Source organism: Trichococcus ilyis (assembly GCF_900109135.1).
Lineage (GTDB): Bacteria > Bacillota > Bacilli > Lactobacillales > Aerococcaceae > Trichococcus > Trichococcus ilyis.
Map to the genome: position 1 here is coordinate 1 of NZ_FNYT01000011.1, position 16616 is coordinate 16616.

At 50.7% G+C, this 16616-nt stretch carries 14 protein-coding genes; 6 read left to right on the plus strand and 8 right to left on the minus strand.

Annotated features, from left to right (window positions below; genetic code table 11):
- Nucleotides 1-505: 505 nt before the first annotated feature.
- The 7 genes from BMX58_RS06740 to glpK all read right to left on the minus strand — a co-directional run bounded on the left by BMX58_RS06740 (nucleotide 506) and on the right by glpK (nucleotide 7787).
- Nucleotides 506-1927 carry a sensor histidine kinase gene (locus tag BMX58_RS06740; RefSeq protein WP_068620948.1) on the minus strand — a complete coding sequence of 474 codons (1422 nt, stop codon included), beginning with the start codon at nucleotides 1925-1927 and terminating at the stop codon, nucleotides 506-508.
- A complete protein-coding gene (locus BMX58_RS06745; RefSeq protein WP_068620946.1) occupies nucleotides 1924-2637 on the minus strand; it encodes a response regulator transcription factor in 714 nt (237 codons plus the stop codon). The genes BMX58_RS06740 and BMX58_RS06745 overlap by 4 nt, the downstream gene beginning before the upstream one ends.
- Nucleotides 2638-2808: 171 nt before the next feature.
- Nucleotides 2809-3144, minus strand: coding sequence for a single-stranded DNA-binding protein (locus BMX58_RS06750; RefSeq protein WP_068620945.1), 336 nt, complete (start codon nucleotides 3142-3144; stop codon nucleotides 2809-2811).
- A gap of 119 nt (nucleotides 3145-3263) precedes the next feature.
- Entirely contained in the window at nucleotides 3264-4205 is a 942-nt protein-coding gene (whiA, locus tag BMX58_RS06755; RefSeq protein ID WP_068620943.1) for a DNA-binding protein WhiA, read from the minus strand.
- Between the two features lie 42 nt (nucleotides 4206-4247).
- Complete coding sequence (locus BMX58_RS06760) at nucleotides 4248-5246, minus strand: gluconeogenesis factor YvcK family protein (RefSeq protein ID WP_068620941.1); 999 nt, start codon at nucleotides 5244-5246, stop codon at nucleotides 4248-4250.
- Nucleotides 5243-6133, minus strand: coding sequence for an RNase adapter RapZ (gene rapZ, locus BMX58_RS06765; RefSeq protein ID WP_068620938.1), 891 nt, complete (start codon nucleotides 6131-6133; stop codon nucleotides 5243-5245). The genes BMX58_RS06760 and rapZ overlap by 4 nt, the downstream gene beginning before the upstream one ends.
- Nucleotides 6134-6272: 139 nt before the next feature.
- Complete coding sequence (gene glpK, locus BMX58_RS06770) at nucleotides 6273-7787, minus strand: glycerol kinase GlpK (RefSeq protein WP_068620936.1); 1515 nt, start codon at nucleotides 7785-7787, stop codon at nucleotides 6273-6275.
- Nucleotides 7788-8177: 390 nt separating this feature from the next.
- Between glpK and BMX58_RS06775 the strand changes: the two genes are divergently transcribed.
- The 6 genes from BMX58_RS06775 to BMX58_RS06800 all read left to right on the plus strand — a co-directional run bounded on the left by BMX58_RS06775 (nucleotide 8178) and on the right by BMX58_RS06800 (nucleotide 14497).
- Nucleotides 8178-9359: a betaine/proline/choline family ABC transporter ATP-binding protein gene (locus BMX58_RS06775; protein ID WP_068620934.1), complete on the plus strand. Its 1182-nt coding sequence runs from the start codon at nucleotides 8178-8180 to the stop codon at nucleotides 9357-9359.
- 6 nt (nucleotides 9360-9365) lie between these two features.
- Complete coding sequence (locus BMX58_RS06780) at nucleotides 9366-10007, plus strand: ABC transporter permease (RefSeq protein ID WP_068620933.1); 642 nt, start codon at nucleotides 9366-9368, stop codon at nucleotides 10005-10007.
- Nucleotides 10008-10009: 2 nt separating this feature from the next.
- Nucleotides 10010-10960 (plus strand): osmoprotectant ABC transporter substrate-binding protein, encoded by a 951-nt coding sequence (locus BMX58_RS06785; protein WP_068620932.1) that lies wholly within the window; start codon nucleotides 10010-10012, stop codon nucleotides 10958-10960.
- Nucleotides 10957-11634, plus strand: a complete 678-nt coding sequence (locus tag BMX58_RS06790) for an ABC transporter permease (RefSeq protein ID WP_275425207.1) — start codon at nucleotides 10957-10959, stop codon at nucleotides 11632-11634. Before BMX58_RS06785 ends, BMX58_RS06790 begins: the two co-directional genes overlap by 4 nt.
- A gap of 197 nt (nucleotides 11635-11831) precedes the next feature.
- Nucleotides 11832-13709, plus strand: coding sequence for an asparagine synthase (glutamine-hydrolyzing) (gene asnB / locus BMX58_RS06795; RefSeq protein WP_068620930.1), 1878 nt, complete (start codon nucleotides 11832-11834; stop codon nucleotides 13707-13709).
- A gap of 167 nt (nucleotides 13710-13876) precedes the next feature.
- A complete protein-coding gene (locus BMX58_RS06800; RefSeq protein ID WP_068620928.1) occupies nucleotides 13877-14497 on the plus strand; it encodes an NAD(P)H-dependent oxidoreductase in 621 nt (206 codons plus the stop codon).
- Between the two features lie 332 nt (nucleotides 14498-14829).
- Here BMX58_RS06800 and BMX58_RS06805 read toward each other — a convergent pair whose 3' ends face one another.
- Entirely contained in the window at nucleotides 14830-16557 is a 1728-nt protein-coding gene (locus BMX58_RS06805) for a phospho-sugar mutase (protein WP_068620926.1), read from the minus strand.
- Nucleotides 16558-16616 lie beyond the last annotated feature (59 nt).

Genomic DNA, 16616 nt, shown 5'->3' on the forward strand with positions numbered 1-16616 from the left:
GCTGACTTCTCGCTATTCGTTGTTACTACAGGGAGTCCTGCTAGCGAGACCTCCCCGGGTAAGAATGATAACCTTCCACTCATGTCACTGCCTCATTTACTGCAGGAGATTCGTGCAGTATTGGACTTTGCTTTGTGATGCAAGCTCGTCCGTCTCCATACAGCCTCATATGAGATTTCTGTCCGTCAGTGCGAGTGTTTGCGTCCGACTTCCTTCAGATTCCACCTCACGGTGGACACCCTTGTCATTCGCTAACAGTTCCTACTGCAAAGCCTGTAGTGGACTTTCACCACCAAGTTATCACCCATGCCGGGCGCACACCAAGAAAGAGGCCGGGACAAAATCCCGGCCTCTTTCCTGCATCCAAACTTAATTTGCGTAAACGCAAAACAGAACGCAGCCCCTGTCACTACTTCGCGAACAATGCTCGGATGGCTTACAGCCAGCCTGCGCTTGTCCGCTCCAGTTGTCCGGGGCTAAACGCGTTCTGTCCCGCTTTCTTCTTTTATTTGTCTTTTTCGGATACAGCTTTTGTCGGCAAGGTAATCGTGAAGGTGGTTCCCTCTCCCGGGTCGCTCTCCACATCGATTGTTCCTTTATGGTTCAGCACCAAAGATTGGACCACAGCCAATCCGATCCCCGACTCGCCAAATTTCGTGTTCTTCCGGGAAACATCCACTTTATAGAATCTTTCCCAGATACTCGTGATATCCTTCTTTTCGATGCCGATGCCCGTATCCTTGACCTGGATGACTTGCTGTTCTCCGTCTGGGAAAGACGACAAGGTGATTGTGCCGTTTTTCGTGAATTGGATCGCGTTCTGCGTCAAGTTCACCATGATCTGGATAAAGCGGTCATAATCCGCATAAATCCGGTCCGCTGTCTCCGCCTGCACAATGATCCGATCCGCCCTCGCCTCTGCTTTTGACCGCATTTGCTCCGCAACATTCTCCAGTGCCTCCTTGGCGGAAAATTCTTGCTTCACTAAGACAATCTGATTGGAGCGGATTTTCTCGTAATCCAGGTTTTCGTTCACCAAACGGATGAGCCTTTTGGTTTCTTTCTGCATCAATTGCATGCTCCGGTCCCGGCTGCCTTCAGGGATCATATGGTGCTGGAGCCCTTCCAGGATACCGTTGATCGTCGTGAGCGGCGTGCGCATCTCATGGGCCACATCCATCATGAACTGACGCCGCAGATTCTCTTGGCGTTCGACCTCCTCATTGGACGCCTTCAAAGAACGCGCCATCTGATTGAAATCCTCCGACAATTCATCAAATTCATCCTTGTGGTAATTTTCCAGCGCGATATCAAAATTGCCTGATGCGATTTCATGAGTGGCCCTCCGCATACGTTTGATCCGCCTGGTCAGATAATTGGCGATCCCAAGGCTCAAAATAATCGCAATGCCGCCGGAAGTCAGCACTGCAACCAGCAGATTGTGCTCAATTTCGCTGATTTCGTCCTCGATCCCTTTCACCGGTGAGCCCACCGCAATGAAGCCGGTGAACTCGGCCGTAGTCGCATTAAAAAGCGGCAGATAGACCGTCAAAAAAGGCTTCTTCTCATTCATGAAGCCTCGGTCCCGCTCAGTCAAAGAAATCCGCTCCCCTGCTGCGAGCCTTTCAAAATCTTCGGCGCTGATTCCGCTCGTGTAAAGATCCGTCGCTTGCGGATAAACCATATGGTCTTCGGCATCGAAGATGGCAAATGAGACATCCTGGTTGGATACCAAAGCAGAACCGCTTTCCAGTTGTTGGATTGTCATGTTCTGATCGATGACAGATTCGGCATAGCCATACAGCTGCGCCTCTTTCTCATCGTAGACATTGCTGGTGACGTATTGGATGATCAGAATGCCGGTCGTGCTGACGGTCAAAAGGATCAAGGCGAAAAACGCAAGGATTTGTTGATAGACGTACTTCATTTTTCCTCTACTCCGCTGTCGTCGAATTTGTAGCCGACTCCCCAAACGGTCTGGATCACCTGCGGTCCGACCGCCTCTATTTTTTGCCTCAGCTTTTTGATGTGGGCATCGATTGTGCGCTCATCCCCGTAATAGGGATCTTCCCAAATCCGGGTCAGCAGATGTTCCCTTGAAAAGACTTGCTTCGGATGTTCGGCCAACAAGGCAAACAATTCGAATTCTTTCGGCGTCAAACTTTCGATCTGATTCCCGTCAAGGTAGGCTTCGCGCGTAATCGTGCTGATTTTGACATGATCGGTGATCACATCGAAGTCATTGCCGGACTGCATCTGCGAATGATCGACCGTGGCGCGCCGGTGCATCGCTTTGATGCGGGCGATAAGCGTCAATGGGCTGAAAGGCTTCGTGACATATTCATCCGCGCCGATTTCCAATCCGATGACCTGATCGCTTTCCGAATCGCGCGCTGTCAGCATGATGATCGGCACGAACTGGGAAATTTTCCTGATTTCGCGGCACACTTGCATCCCGTCCATGCTCGGCAAGTTCAGATCAAGGATGATCATATCCCACTTTCTGCCTGCTGCCGCGAACGTCTCCAGGCCTTCTTTCCCGTCATGTTTGAAGACAGCTTGCCAGCCCTCGTTCTCAAAAAACATCGCCATCATTTCGCAGACGGCTTCATTGTCTTCTATCATCAAAATTTCCATAGCGATTCTCCTTTTCGTTATCCCCATTATAGCTTGTTTTCTGTTAAGCGGCATCATTTCCAATCTACCATACCACATACGTTTGAAGTTTCTATGAAATAATCAGGAAATCCCTGTTTCCGACAGAAAAAAGGCGCCCCCGTTCAGAGGTCGCCCGTTCCGGTTGAAGCATCAGACTGCTTCTTGCTCTCTTTTCGCTTCCACAAAATACAATTCTTCCACGACCAATTCGACAACGTAAACGTGCTGTTCCTGCTTATTGACGTACGAGCGGGAAACCAAATGGCCGTTGACGCCGATCTGGTTCCCTTTGGCGCAGTATTGTTCCAGCAGATTGGCCGTTGCTCCCCAAAAAACGACAGGGATGAAGTCTGCCTGCGGTTGGCCTTCGTCCGCTTTCCTGATGCGCTGCACCGCTAACGTATTGTTGCAGACTTGCCTTTCCCCATTCACGTGTTGCACTTGGATCGGCCGAACCAGCCGCCCGATCAATGATACTTGATTCATGCTTGCATTCCTCCTTCAGCTTGACTTACTGTCTGTAATATCCGCAATAAAGGAGGGTTTGCTTTTAACAAAAAAAGAAACCCGAAGACTTTTCACTGTCTCCGGGCTCCGCGCACTCATCAACCGATGGCTTTTCCCATCCGCAATGAATCCGCAAAGTCATTGATTTTCCGCAGACGGTGATTGATGCCGGATTTGGAGATGGCTCCGCTCGGGATCATTTCGCCGAGTTCCTTCAGGCTGATGTCGGGGTTCTCCAAGCGGATCACGGCGATTTCCTTCAGCTTGTCCGGCAATTTTGAAAGGCCGACCGTCGCTTCGATGAATTCGATGTTGGCGATCTGTTTTGCTGCTGCATCGATCGTTTTGTTCATATTCGCGTTTTCGCAATTCACCAGCCGATTGACCGAATTGCGCATATCGCGAATGATCCGGACATCCTCAAATTTCATCATCGCATTGTGGGCACCAATCAATGCCAGAAAATCAGCGATCTTCTCGGCTTCCTTGAGATACGTGATGAAGCCGTTGCGGCGCTCGATCGTCCGCGCATTCAGATCGAAATGATTCATCATATCGCAGATGTCCTGGTTGTGGTCCTCATAATTGGAATAGATTTCCAGGTGGTAACGGCTCGTTTCCGGGCTGTTCACCGAGCCCCCTGCCATAAAGGCACCGCGCAGGTAAGACCGTTCTTTCTGGTTGTTGTTCATGATGTCTTCGGAAACTTGCGTCTTGAATGACAGTCCGTCGAAAATGTTCAGGTCGCTCAACAGTTCCCGGACGCCCTGCTTCAGTCGCACGATATAGACATTGTTTTTCTTCAGTTTCATTTTGCGGCGCACCAGCAACTCGCTTTCGAACGAGTAGTGTTCCTTCAGAAGGACATACATCCGTCTGGCGATGGCTGCATTTTCTGTCTGGACATTCAGGACAAACGCCTGATTGTAGATGCTGACCGATCCGCTCATCCGGATCAATGCGGTCAGTTCGGCTTTCGCGTGTTCGCGGTGCACTTCCAATGTCGTCAATTCTTTCTTTACTTCAGATGCAAAAGACATAATTTCCTCCTTTCCGACAACTTCTTTCGATCAGAAAAAAGGTCAACAGATAGTTTTGATATTGGAAATCAGATTCATCAGTTCCGAAACCACTTTATTGCCGTCATGGTAAACGCCGCCGTTCTTCATATCGAGGAAATCGGCAGAGATGACCCGGCAGTTTTCTTCGCGCAATCCTTTGAAATCGTGGCGCACCTGAAAAAGATACTCTTCATCGGCTTGCTGGTTGAGGTATTCATCCGGCACTTTTTCCGTGTTCACCAATACGGTGTCGATGAATTTCGCTTTCAGATGGTCATGCAATACCCGGATGTGATCGGCATCGCTGAATCCCTCCGTTTCGCCCAACTGTGTCATGATGTTGCAGATGTAGACTTTCTCGGCTTTGGTATCGATGACCGCCTGGCCCAGATCACTGATCATCAGGTTCGGCAGGATGCTCGTATAGAGGCTGCCCGGTCCGATGACGACCATATCCGCCTCCATGATACTGTTGATGACGTGACGGGAAGCGACGGCCTCCCGCGTTTCATCCAAAGGCTTGACATAAACCCGTTCGATTTTTTTGCGGCCTTTTGCGATTTTCGATTCGCCTTTGATGACCGTTCCGTCGCTGAACTCTGCATAGAGCGTGAGCGGCTCGTCGGCTGCAGCGTATATTTTTCCTTTTACGCCCATCATGACGGACAGCAACCGGATGGCATCAAAAATGTTGCCTTTCATTTCGGCCAAGGCCACGATGATCAGGTTCCCGATGGCATGACCGGAAATGAAGGAGTCCTTTGAGTCGAAGCGGTACTGGAAGATGTCCTTCTCCAACTTCGGCATATCGGAGAGCGCAATCAGACAGTTGCGGATATCCCCGGGAGGCACAATATTGACATGATTGCGGATGATGCCGCTGCTGCCGCCATCGTCGGCTACCGTAACGATGGCCGTGATGTCCGTATTGTGTTTCTTCAACTCATTCAGGATGACCGGCAAGCCCGTTCCGCCGCCGATGACGACGATTTTTTTCGTTCTGCTCGGATTTTGGCTCATGACCGATTCACCGTCTCTTTGCGTTTGTTGCGGTCACGGTGGCTCGTGTTCACCTGGTAACCTGCGCTTTTCAATTGCAGGCCGGTGCGTTCCGCCAATGCGACCGAGCGGTGTTGTCCGCCTGTACAGCCGATTGCGATATTCACGCTGGTCTTGCCTTCTTTTTTATAGCCGGGAATGATGTATTCCAACAGGTCGATAAATTTTTTGTAGAAGATTTCCGTCTCCGATTGTTGCATCACATAGTCGTAGACGGGCTTATCCAATCCCGTCAAAGGACGCAACTCGTCGATGTAGTGGGGATTCGGCAGGAAACGGACATCCATGACGATATCGGCATCGATCGGCAAGCCGTATTTGAACCCGAAGGAAACGACTTCGATATGGAAAACGTCCTTATCGTCGACTTTGAAAGTGTCCAGCAGACGCTCCCTCAATTGGCGCGGGGTGGTTTCGCTCGTGTCGATGACCAACTGTGCGCGGTTGCGGATATCCTGAAGCAGTTCCCGTTCCTTACGGATCCCTTCCAGGACGGTGCCGCCCGACTGCGTCAAAGGGTGGCTTCTTCTGGTCTCTTTGTAGCGGGAAACCAAGACATCATCCTTCGAATCAAGAAAAATGACCCGTGTCGTAATGAATGAAGTGTTGTCCAAGCTGTCAACAGCAGACATGATCTCTTCAAAAAAAGCTCGGGAGCGCAGATCGATCACCAAACAGATCCGGCTGATTTTACCCGATTCCTTTACAAGTTCCCAAAATTTCGGCAATAAACTTGGGGGCATATTGTCTATACAGAAATAACCCAAATCTTCGAATGTCTGCAAAGCCACCGTTTTGCCGGCGCCGCTCATCCCCGTTATGACTACCAATTCGAGAGTGTCTGCCATGATAATTCCTCCAGTCAAAAGTGTTTACAGCCATTATAACATACCGGGTGTATCATTTGTTTGTTTCTGAGCATTTTACGGATTTTTAAGCTTTTCCGCTTTGTGGTAGTCCTCTTAATGCTCGATTTCTACCCGGGAATCATCTCGCTCTTTTTGTTTTGTGTTTGAAGTGGCGGGCGGCGGCTACTGCGTTTTGCCAGCCGGCGTAGAGGTCATCGCGTGTTTCTGATGCCATTTGCGGATGGAATTCGCAGTCCAGTTCCCAATTTTTGATGATGTCATCGGTGTCTTCCCAGAATCCCACAGCGAGCCCGGCCAAATAGGCGGCGCCAAGTGCGGTTGTCTCCAGCACTTTGGATCTGGTCAACGTCGTGTTCAGCAGATCGCTTTGGAATTGCATCAGGAAATTATTGTGGGCCGCTCCGCCATCGACGCGCATATTCGTGATGGCCAAGCCGGAGTCTTTCTGCATCGTATCCACGACATCCTTCGTCTGATAGGCCAACGATTCGAGTGTCGCACGGATCAGGTGCGCCTTGGAAGTCCCTCTCGTCAACCCGAAGAAGGCGCCGCGCACATCCTGATCCCAGTAGGGTGCCCCCAGTCCGACGAATGCCGGAACCATATAGACATTTTCGTTCGACTCGATCATTTCGGCGTATTCCTCCGATTCCGCGGCTGTCCGGATCAATTGGGCTTCGTCCCGCAGCCATTGCAAAGCGGAGCCGGCCACAAAAATGCTGCCTTCCAGGGCATACGTCACTTTGCCGTTCAGCCCGTAGGCGATGGTGGTCAGCAGTCCGTTTTCCGATTTCACCGGTGTTGTTCCGGTGTTCATGACGATGAATGCGCCGGTGCCGTATGTGTTCTTCACCATCCCCTCTTCAAAGCCGGTCTGCCCGAAAAGTGCGGCTTGCTGGTCGCCGGCGATGCCGGCGATCGGGATGCGCGAACCGTAAAAATCATTTTCCACCGTGTACCCATATATTTCCGATGAAGAACGGACTTCCGGGAGCATCGTCCGCGGAATGTCCAGCAAACCCAGGATTTCCTCATCCCATTCCAGATCGTAAATATTGAACAGCATCGTGCGGCTGGCGTTGGAAACGTCCGTCACATGCACTTTTTTCCCTGTCAGTTTCCAGACGATCCACGTATCGATTGTGCCGAAAAGCAATTCCCCCTTTTCGGCCCGCTCCCGTGCCCCCGGGACATGTTCCAGCAGCCAGTTGATTTTCGTTGCCGAAAAATAGGAATCGATGATCAGCCCGGTTTTGTCATGGATGAATTCGTTGTGGCCTTCCCGCTTCAGTTCGTCGGCGATTTTCGAAGTCTGGCGGGATTGCCAGACGATCGCATGATGGATCGGCATTCCGGTAAGGCGGTCCCATACGACGGTTGTTTCGCGTTGGTTCGTTATCCCGATGGCGGCGATTTCCTCCGGCCGGATGGCACCCCTGATTAAGGCATCGGCTATAACCGACTGGACACTGATCCAAATCTCATTCGCGTCGTGCTCCACCCAGCCCGGCTCAGGGTAATACTGCATCAATTCGCGCTGCGAAGAAGAGATGATTGTGCCCTGCTTGTCCCAGATGATTGCCCGCGTGCTGGTTGTGCCCTGATCGATCGACATGATGTATTTTTTGTCCATTTGTGCTCCTCTTTTCTGGATTGGAAATTGTCCTTGCCCAAACAGGAAAACGTTCTCATTAATCCGGATGGGCAACTCATTGCCTCTCCCTATATCCTAGCATTCTTTTCGGATGAAGCCCACTAATTCTTTTATGCTGCGAGCCTGATCCAAAACCAGCGAGTCGATTATATTGAACAACCGTTATGTCAATTTTACAACATTACAATCGAATGAATTTTTAAATATAAAAATTTGTCGGAAATATACCGCTATCACAAAGATGAAAGCCCTACCAAAAATACGCGTTTTTCACAATCTTCCGGCCTTATCATTTGCAAAAACGCTTCCTTTCGCGGTAAGGTAAAGTCAGCTATTTGTGAAATAAAAATTAAATATGAGGTGAAACCCATGATAGAATTCAAAAACTTAACCAAAAAGTTTCCCGGCGGAAAAATCGCTGTGGATTCCATTAATCTGACGTTCAACGATGGCGAATTTATTGTCTTCATCGGCACCAGCGGCAGCGGCAAAACGACCTCCATGCGCATGATCAACCGGATGATCGAACCCTCCTTCGGCGAAATCCTGATCGACGGAAAAAACATCAAGGACATGAATGCGGTGGAACTGAGGCGCCAAATCGGCTACGTCATCCAGCAGATCGGCCTGATGCCCCACATGACGATTTTCGAAAACATCGTCATGGTCCCGAAATTGCTGAAATGGCCAATCGAAAAACAAAGACAGATCGCCGAAGAACTGATCCAAAAAGTCGATCTGCCATTGGATTTTCTGGAACGCTACCCGTCCGAACTGTCAGGCGGACAACAGCAACGGATAGGCGTCATCCGAGCTTTGGCGGCCGATCAGGACATCATTCTGATGGATGAGCCTTTCGGAGCATTGGATCCGATCACCCGCGATTCCCTCCAGGAACTCCTCAAACAACTGCAGCGCGAGCTGGGCAAAACGGTTGTCTTCGTCACCCACGATATGGATGAAGCTTTGAAACTGGCAGATCGCATCGTCATCATGCAGGACGGAAAAGTCGTCCAATTCGACACACCCGACAATATCCTGATGAATCCGGCGAACGAATTCGTCGAAAATTTCATCGGTGAAGATCGCCTGAGCCAAGCGCGCACGAATTTCCGCACAGTTGAGCAGATCATGATCCGCGGACCGGTATCCGTAGCGGCCGAGCAGAATCTTTCCGAAGCGATCAAGCTGATGCGCACGCGTCGGGTCGACAGCCTGTTCGTCACGGATGCGGACGATGTGCTGTTGGGCATGCTCAGTGTCGAAGCGATCGACCACAACCGGCGCAGACCGGTCACTGTCGGCGAGGTCATGAGTGAAGTTTCCTTTGTCCGCGAAGGCACACTCGTCCGGGATGCTTTGCAGCGGATCCTGAAATTGGGTTACAAAAATATCCCTGTCGTCGATGAAAAGAACCATCTGATCGGTTTGATCACACGCACTTCGATTGTCGACATGGTCTACAATACAATCTGGGGAGACCTGGAACCCGAGATGCCGGCTGAAGAGGTCATCGAGACGACTGCAGATTTCGAAACGGTTAAGGGGTGATGGACAATGGATTTTTTGACAACGAACGGTTCCGAGCTGCTCTTTAAAACAGGTGAGCATTTCTACATTTCTGCCTTGGCCCTGCTGCTTGGCGTTCTGGCCGCGGTTCCTCTGGGCATCATTTTGACACGCTTCAAGCGCTATTCCGGTTTCATCATCAGTTTTGTTTCGGTTCTCCAGACCGTCCCTTCTTTGGCTTTATTGGCCCTGATGATCCCTCTCTTCGGGATCGGAAAACTTCCCGCGATTGTCGCCCTGTTCATCTATTCCCTGCTGCCGATCCTGCGGAATACGTTCATCGGCATCTCGAATGTGGACAGCAATATTGTCGATTCCGCAAGAGGAATGGGAATGACCGAGAACCAGATCATCCTGCAGGTGAAATTGCCTTTGGCTGCTCCTGTCATCATGTCCGGCATCCGGTTGGCCGGTGTCTATGTGATCGCATGGGCCACGCTTGCTTCGTATATCGGAGCCGGCGGTTTAGGGGATTATATTTTTAACGGCTTGAATGTATACGATCAGGAAATGATCATTTGGGGAACTTTGCCGGTAACCTTATTGGCTTTATTGGCTGATTTCCTGCTCGGAAAGCTTGAAAAAGTCGTTTCCCCTCAGACAACATCCGCAACAAAAGGAGGCAACTGATCATGAAGAATCGTTTTAAGAAATGGTTGCTGTTTCCGCTGACATTCCTGTTGTTGGCTGCTTGCTCCCTGCCTGGCCTTGGTGCATCCGTCAATAATGAAGGCATCGTCATCACCGGTGGGACAACGACCGAGATGCAAGTATTGAGCTATATGGTCAGGGGGATGGTCGAACACTATCTGCCGGATGCTTCAGTGGATATGGTCAACAACCTTGGCTCCTCGACTCTGAACCATCAGGCCATGATCGGCGGCGATGCAAATGTATCGGCTGCCCGCTACACAGGAACTTCCCTGACCGGCGAGCTGGGTCTGGATCCCCTCACCGATCCCGTATTGGCTTTCGATACGGTTGTAAAGGGCTTCGACGAAAGATTCAATCAGGTTTGGTTCCCGTCCTACGGTTTTGCCAATACCTACGCCTTTCTGGTGACACGTGAATTCGCCGAAGAAAACAATTTGGAGACTGTCAGCGACCTCGTGGCGTTGGCACCGAAGCTGCGGGCCGGCGTGGACAACTCTTGGATGGAGCGGGAAGGCGACGGTTATGAAGCCTTCAAAGAAACATACGGTTTTGATTTCCAGCGCGTCTACCCGATGCAGGTCGGGCTCGTTTATGATGCCCTGCAGGCGGACGAAATGGATATCGTTTTGGGCTACTCCACGGACGGACGGATCGCAAGCTACGGTCTGGTCGTTCTTGAAGACGATCTGCAACTGTTCCCGCCATACGACGCCAGTCCGGTTGCCACTAAAGAGATTCTTGAGGCTTATCCCGAACTGGAGACCATCCTGCTGAAATTGGAGGGCACCGTGACAGATGAGATGATGCAGGCGATGAACTATGAAGTCGATAACGATTTGGTGGAAGCCCAAACAGTTGCGCAAACTTTCTTGGAAGAGAACAACTATTTCGAAGATAAAGAAGTCACACCCCTAAAGGAGCGAAAATGATGAACTTAAGTGAAATGAACACACTTCAGCAATTGCTCTACTATTATAGAGAGAACGCCGGCTATGTATTCGAACAATTCACACGCCATTTTCTGATTTCCATTTACGGTGTGCTTTTTGCAGCGATTGTGGCGATTCCACTCGGTTTTTGGATCGCACGCCACAAGAAATTGGCGGATTGGATCATCGGCGCCGCCAATGTCATCCAAACGATCCCTTCATTGGCGCTGTTGTCCATTCTGATGCTGGGACTCGGACTCGGATCGGACACCGTCATTGCGACCGTCTTTCTGTATTCGCTGCTGCCGATCATCAAAAACACCTATACGGGTGTGCGGAATGTCGATACCGCGCTGTTGGATACCGGTAAAGGCATGGGAATGACGCGGCTGCAGTTGACTTATATGGTCGAATTGCCGTTGTCCCTTTCCGTCATCATGGCCGGATTGCGCAATGCTTTGGTCGTTGCGATCGGCATCACCGCCATCGGTACCTTCATCGGCGCCGGCGGTTTGGGGGATATCATTTCCCGCGGTGTGAATGCGACGAACGGGACAGCCATCATCCTGGCCGGCGCTATCCCGACAGCCTTGATGGCAGTTCTGGCCGATTGGTTGCTGGGTCTTTTGGAAAAACGATTGGATCCATCCAGCAAAGTGACCAGTAAACATTGAGTGAACAAAATACATAGTGAAATCGAAAGGACAAGGCACTCCCACAAAACGTGGATTGTCTTGTTTTTTCTTTTTGGGGATTCCGCCAAGTTATGCCATCGGATATTTTCTTTTAATGATTTTCCATTTGTGATAGAATAGATTGGACTCTAGACAGAACATCTGATCTAGCAAGAGATACTTAAGGAGTGGTATAAATGTGTGGTTTTGTTGGATACATCCATGGATCGACTGCATGGAACCATCAGACTGTGATTGAAGGTATGATGAACAGGATCGTCCACCGCGGACCAGACAGCGGCGGCATGTATTCTGATGACAAGGTAACTTTAGGCTTCCGCCGCTTGAGCATCATCGATCTTTCCGATAACGGGAAACAACCGATGTACAGTGCAGACGGAAATTTGGTATTGGTTTTCAACGGCGAAATCTTCAACTTCCAGGAGTTGCGCGAAGATCTGAAGCAAAAAGGACACATCTTCCATTCCAAAACGGACAGTGAAGTCTTGATATATGGCTACAAAGAATACGGTTATGACTTCTTGAAACAGCTGCGCGGCATGTTTGCCTTCGCGATCTGGGACAAAGTCAACGATACGATGTTCATCGCCCGCGATGGCTTCGGCATCAAGCCGTTGTACTACACAACGAATACGACCGATGGCAGCTTGCTTTTCGGTTCCGAAATCAAGTCATTTTTGGCCCATCCTGCTTTCATCAAAGAAGTGAACAAGGATGCTTTGCGCCCTTACTTGACGCTGCAATACTCTTCGATGGGCGAAACCTTCTTCAAAGGCGTCCACAAATTGAAGCCGGCGCACTATATGGTACTGAAAGGCAACGACATCCATACGGTCGAATATTGGGACAAAAAATTCCATGCCGAAAACGGCACTTTGGAGAGCTACGTGGAAGAAGTCAAAGCAACAATGGCCGATTCCGTCCGCGCCCACAAAATCAGTGACGTGAAGACCGGCGCTTTCCTTTCCGGCGGCGTCGATTCCAGCTTGGTCACAGCTTTGATGAAACCGGAAAAATCCTTCTCGGTCGGCTTCTCCGAATACGAAAAAATGTTCAACGAAACCAATCAGGCTGCCGATCTTTCCGCGATCCTCGGCATCGAGAATGTCCGCAAGTACATCTCGCCGGAAGAAGCGTTCCATGCCCTGCCTACCATCCAATACCATATGGATGAACCGCAATCGAATCCGTCTTCCGTTCCGTTGTATTTCTTGGCCGAATTGGCGAAAAAAGACGTGACGGTCGTGCTTTCCGGTGAAGGCGCGGATGAGATCTTCGGCGGCTACTCCTGGTACGAGCCGTCCAAGAAGATGGAGACCTACGAAAAGATCCCTTACAGTCTGAGAAAAGGCATCGGCAAATTGGCGCACAAACTGCCGAAGAATACTTTGACGACCTTCCTGGTCAAAGGCGGCCAAAAAGTGGAAGAACGTTTCATCGGCCAAGCCATCGTCTGGGATGAGGAAGAAGCTGTGGACATCCTGAAGCCGGCCTACAAAAACGGCCCGGATATCCGCACAATCACGAAACCGATCTATGACGAAGTCAAAGGCCAGGATGATGTGACGAAGATGCAGTATCTCGATCTGAACCTTTGGATGCCTGGGGATATCCTGTTGAAAGCCGACAAGATGAGCATGGCCCATTCGTTGGAACTGCGCGTGCCGTTCCTGGATAAGGAAGTCATGGAATTGGCGAAACGCATCCCTTCGGAATACCGCGTCAACGAGATCGATACGAAATACGTGCTGCGCAGAGCCGCTGCCGATGTCCTGCCGGAAGAATGGGCGAAACGTCCGAAACTGGGCTTCCCGACTCCGATCCGCCACTGGCTGCGTGAAGAAGAATTCTACAAGGAAGTCCGGAAGGCCTTCGCATCCGACTATGCGGCCGAATTCTTCGACACCGACAAACTGGTGCAGATCCTTGACGACAACTATACGAAGAAACTGGATTACGGCCGCCAAATCTGGACAGCCTACATTTTCCTCGTCTGGTACAAACGATTCTTCATCGACGAAACACCCGTTTCCGCGGAGGCATTTGTCGCTTAACATTAATTGCATAAAACAGGGGCCGCCTCATCATGTGATATGCGAGGCGGCCCCTGTTCTTTGTTTGCGTTTGTTTGGGGATACCGGATGGCGCAGGGGTTAACCTTTCTCATCTTCGCTTCTAAATGGTATCATGTAACTATAAAAATCGGAAAGAAGGTTATTCTATGGCCAGAGTTTTAGTTGTGCGCGCGCATCCATTCGACAGCAGCGTCTCCCGTTCCATGAAAGTCCTGGATGCTTTTCTGGAGGAATATAAAGCGGTGAATCCTTACGACCGCATCAAGGACATGAATCTTTACGAAGTCGCCATCCCTGAAATCGACCGCGATCTTTTGACCGCCTGGAAAGAATTGTCCAAAGGCGTGCTCTTTGATCAGTTGACTTCCCGTCAGCAGGAAAAAGTGACGCTGTTCAACCATTACACGGATGATTTTTTGTCCATGGACAAGATCATCATCGCCAATCCTTTGTGGAACATGCATGTGCCTGGACGCCTGAAGACATGGATCGACACCATCACGGTCGCCGGCCAGACATTCCGCTACACCGATTCGGGCGCCGTCGGGATGGTCCCGGACAAAAAATTGCTGCATATCCAAGCGAACGGCGGCATTTTTGACGGTCAGGATCCGGCCAGCCAGTACATCAAGAGCATTTTCCGCTTCCTCGGAGTCGAAGACATCTCCCAATTGTTCGTTGAAGGGATGGACACTTATCCGGATCGGGCCGATGAAATCGTCGCCGAAGCGATCGAAAAAGCCAAACTGTTGGCTAAGACTTTCTGAATATAATCGCCAACGAGGCTGTCTCATTCCGAGACAGCCCGTTTCTGCTTTATCCGGTAACACTCTGTGCAACCCGCTCTGCATTGCTTAAATCTGCAACTGTTCTTCTCCGGAGAGCGCAGGGTTCGCCGGAGTTCGGCCCGCATTCTGTTTGTGTTCTCCGGTGAGAGCGGCTTCCTCGGAGTTGCATCCGATTGCTGCCGGCGTTCTCCGGTGAGTGGGCCTCCACCGGAGGAGCGCATGCCTGCCAACCCGCTCCTCCAGCCAGAGTCCGCACCAAAAAGACGGGGGCTGTCTCTTTTTTCGAGACAGCCCCCGCTTCGTATTTTAGATTATTCAGCAGTCAGGCTACGGATGCTCGCTTCGAAGGCAGCGACTTTTTCATCTACCGCAACTTGGCTGTCGGCTTTGGCACCGATGTAGAATTTGATTTTCGGCTCTGTTCCGCTTGGACGGATGGCGATCCAGCTGCCGTCCTCAAGGAAATATTTCAGCACATTCGAGCTCGGCATATCGATGCTTTCGGTGGAACCGTCAGTGAAAGTCTTCGTCGAATTGCCGAAGTCTTCCGTGATCGATACGGCGATGCCTGCAAAGTCAGCCGGTGCCTCCGAACGGAACTTGGCCATCAGCGCTTTGATTTTTTCTGCTCCAGTGATGCCGGACATCGTCACGGAAATCGTCTGCTCTTTGTAATAGCCGTGCGTTTCGAAGATTTCGACCAGGCCGTCATACAGCGTTTGGCCTTTTTTCTTGTAGTAGGCAGCCACTTCGGCGATCAGCACCAAGGCTTGGATGGCATCCTTGTCGCGGACGAAAGGTTTCGCCAAATAGCCGTAGCTTTCCTCGAAGCCGAACAAGAATTCCTTGCTGTGGTCTTCTTCGTACTGCTTGATTTTTTCGGCGATGAACTTGAATCCGGTCAGAACATCCACCATGTCCGCTCCGTAAGATTTAGCGATGGCTGTAGGCAACTCGCTGGATACGATCGATTTCAGGGCTGTTCCGTTGGCCGGCAACGTGCCTGCCGCTTTTTTAGCGCGCAGCAGATAATCCAACATCAATGAAGCGATCTGGTTACCGGTCAGGACAACGTACTCGCCTTTTGCTTTGCGGACGGCTGCACCAAGGCGGTCAGCATCCGGATCGGTCGCGACCAAAATGTCGGCATCCAGTTCCGTTCCCAGTTTGATGGCGTATTCGAATGCACCAGCTTCTTCCGGGTTCGGAGATTTCACAGTGGAGAAGTTCGGATCGGCTACTGCTTGTTCCGGAACGACATGGATGCCTTCGAAGCCGGCATTCTTCAGAGCGCGTTCCCCCAGCATCTGGCCGGTTCCGTGAAGCGGAGTGAAGACCAATTTCATCTCCTTGCTCATTTCATGGACAAGGGCGGGATCGACCGTCACGGTTTTGACCAGGTCCAGATAGGCCGCATCGACCTCTTCCCCGAGCATTTTGATCAAGCCGGCTGCTTTCAGTTCAGCTTCGTCGCCCACTTGGATCGTCAGCGGGTTTTCGATCGCTCTGACGTATTCGGTCAGCGCGTCCGCATCGGCTGGAGGCATCTGGCCGCCGTCATCGCCGTAGACTTTGTAGCCATTGTAGTCGGCTGGATTATGGCTGGCAGTGATCATGATGCCCGTTAGCGCATTCAAATGTCTGACTGCAAAGGACAATTCAGGCGTTGGGCGCAGACTCTCAAAAACGAAAGCCGGAATGCCGTGTGCACCCAATGTTTTCGCTGCCTCCATCGCGAACTCCGGAGATTGGTGTCTGGAATCGTAGGCGATTGCAACACCGCGTTTCTTCTCAGCTTCGCCTTTCGCTTCCATCAAACGGGCCAAGCCTTCGGTCGCTTGGCGGACTGTGTAGATGTTCATTCGGTTGATGCCGACTCCCAGGATACCGCGCATTCCGGCAGTCCCGAATTCCAACGGAGCAAAAAAAGCATCTTTCAGCGCTTCTTCATTTCCCTCCAAAGACTTTAATTCTTCTTTTAATGTAGATTCTAATAAGGCAAAATTATTCCATTGTGCAATGGTTTGTTGATAAGACATTTTCATCATCCTTCCCATATTAGTTTTGCTATATTATAACATTATTTGCATGCCATTTG

Coding starts and splice junctions, on each gene's coding strand:
- BMX58_RS06740 (WP_068620948.1), bottom strand. CDS start 1,927: ATGAAGTACGTCTATCAACAAATCCTTGCGTTTTTCGCCTTGATCCTT.
- BMX58_RS06745 (WP_068620946.1), bottom strand. CDS start 2,637: ATGGAAATTTTGATGATAGAAGACAATGAAGCCGTCTGCGAAATGATG.
- BMX58_RS06750 (WP_068620945.1), bottom strand. CDS start 3,144: ATGAATCAAGTATCATTGATCGGGCGGCTGGTTCGGCCGATCCAAGTG.
- whiA (WP_068620943.1), bottom strand. CDS start 4,205: ATGTCTTTTGCATCTGAAGTAAAGAAAGAATTGACGACATTGGAAGTG.
- BMX58_RS06760 (WP_068620941.1), bottom strand. CDS start 5,246: ATGAGCCAAAATCCGAGCAGAACGAAAAAAATCGTCGTCATCGGCGGC.
- rapZ (WP_068620938.1), bottom strand. CDS start 6,133: ATGGCAGACACTCTCGAATTGGTAGTCATAACGGGGATGAGCGGCGCC.
- glpK (WP_068620936.1), bottom strand. CDS start 7,787: ATGGACAAAAAATACATCATGTCGATCGATCAGGGCACAACCAGCACG.
- BMX58_RS06775 (WP_068620934.1), top strand. CDS start 8,178: ATGATAGAATTCAAAAACTTAACCAAAAAGTTTCCCGGCGGAAAAATC.
- BMX58_RS06780 (WP_068620933.1), top strand. CDS start 9,366: ATGGATTTTTTGACAACGAACGGTTCCGAGCTGCTCTTTAAAACAGGT.
- BMX58_RS06785 (WP_068620932.1), top strand. CDS start 10,010: ATGAAGAATCGTTTTAAGAAATGGTTGCTGTTTCCGCTGACATTCCTG.
- BMX58_RS06790 (WP_275425207.1), top strand. CDS start 10,957: ATGATGAACTTAAGTGAAATGAACACACTTCAGCAATTGCTCTACTAT.
- asnB (WP_068620930.1), top strand. CDS start 11,832: ATGTGTGGTTTTGTTGGATACATCCATGGATCGACTGCATGGAACCAT.
- BMX58_RS06800 (WP_068620928.1), top strand. CDS start 13,877: ATGGCCAGAGTTTTAGTTGTGCGCGCGCATCCATTCGACAGCAGCGTC.
- BMX58_RS06805 (WP_068620926.1), bottom strand. CDS start 16,557: ATGTCTTATCAACAAACCATTGCACAATGGAATAATTTTGCCTTATTA.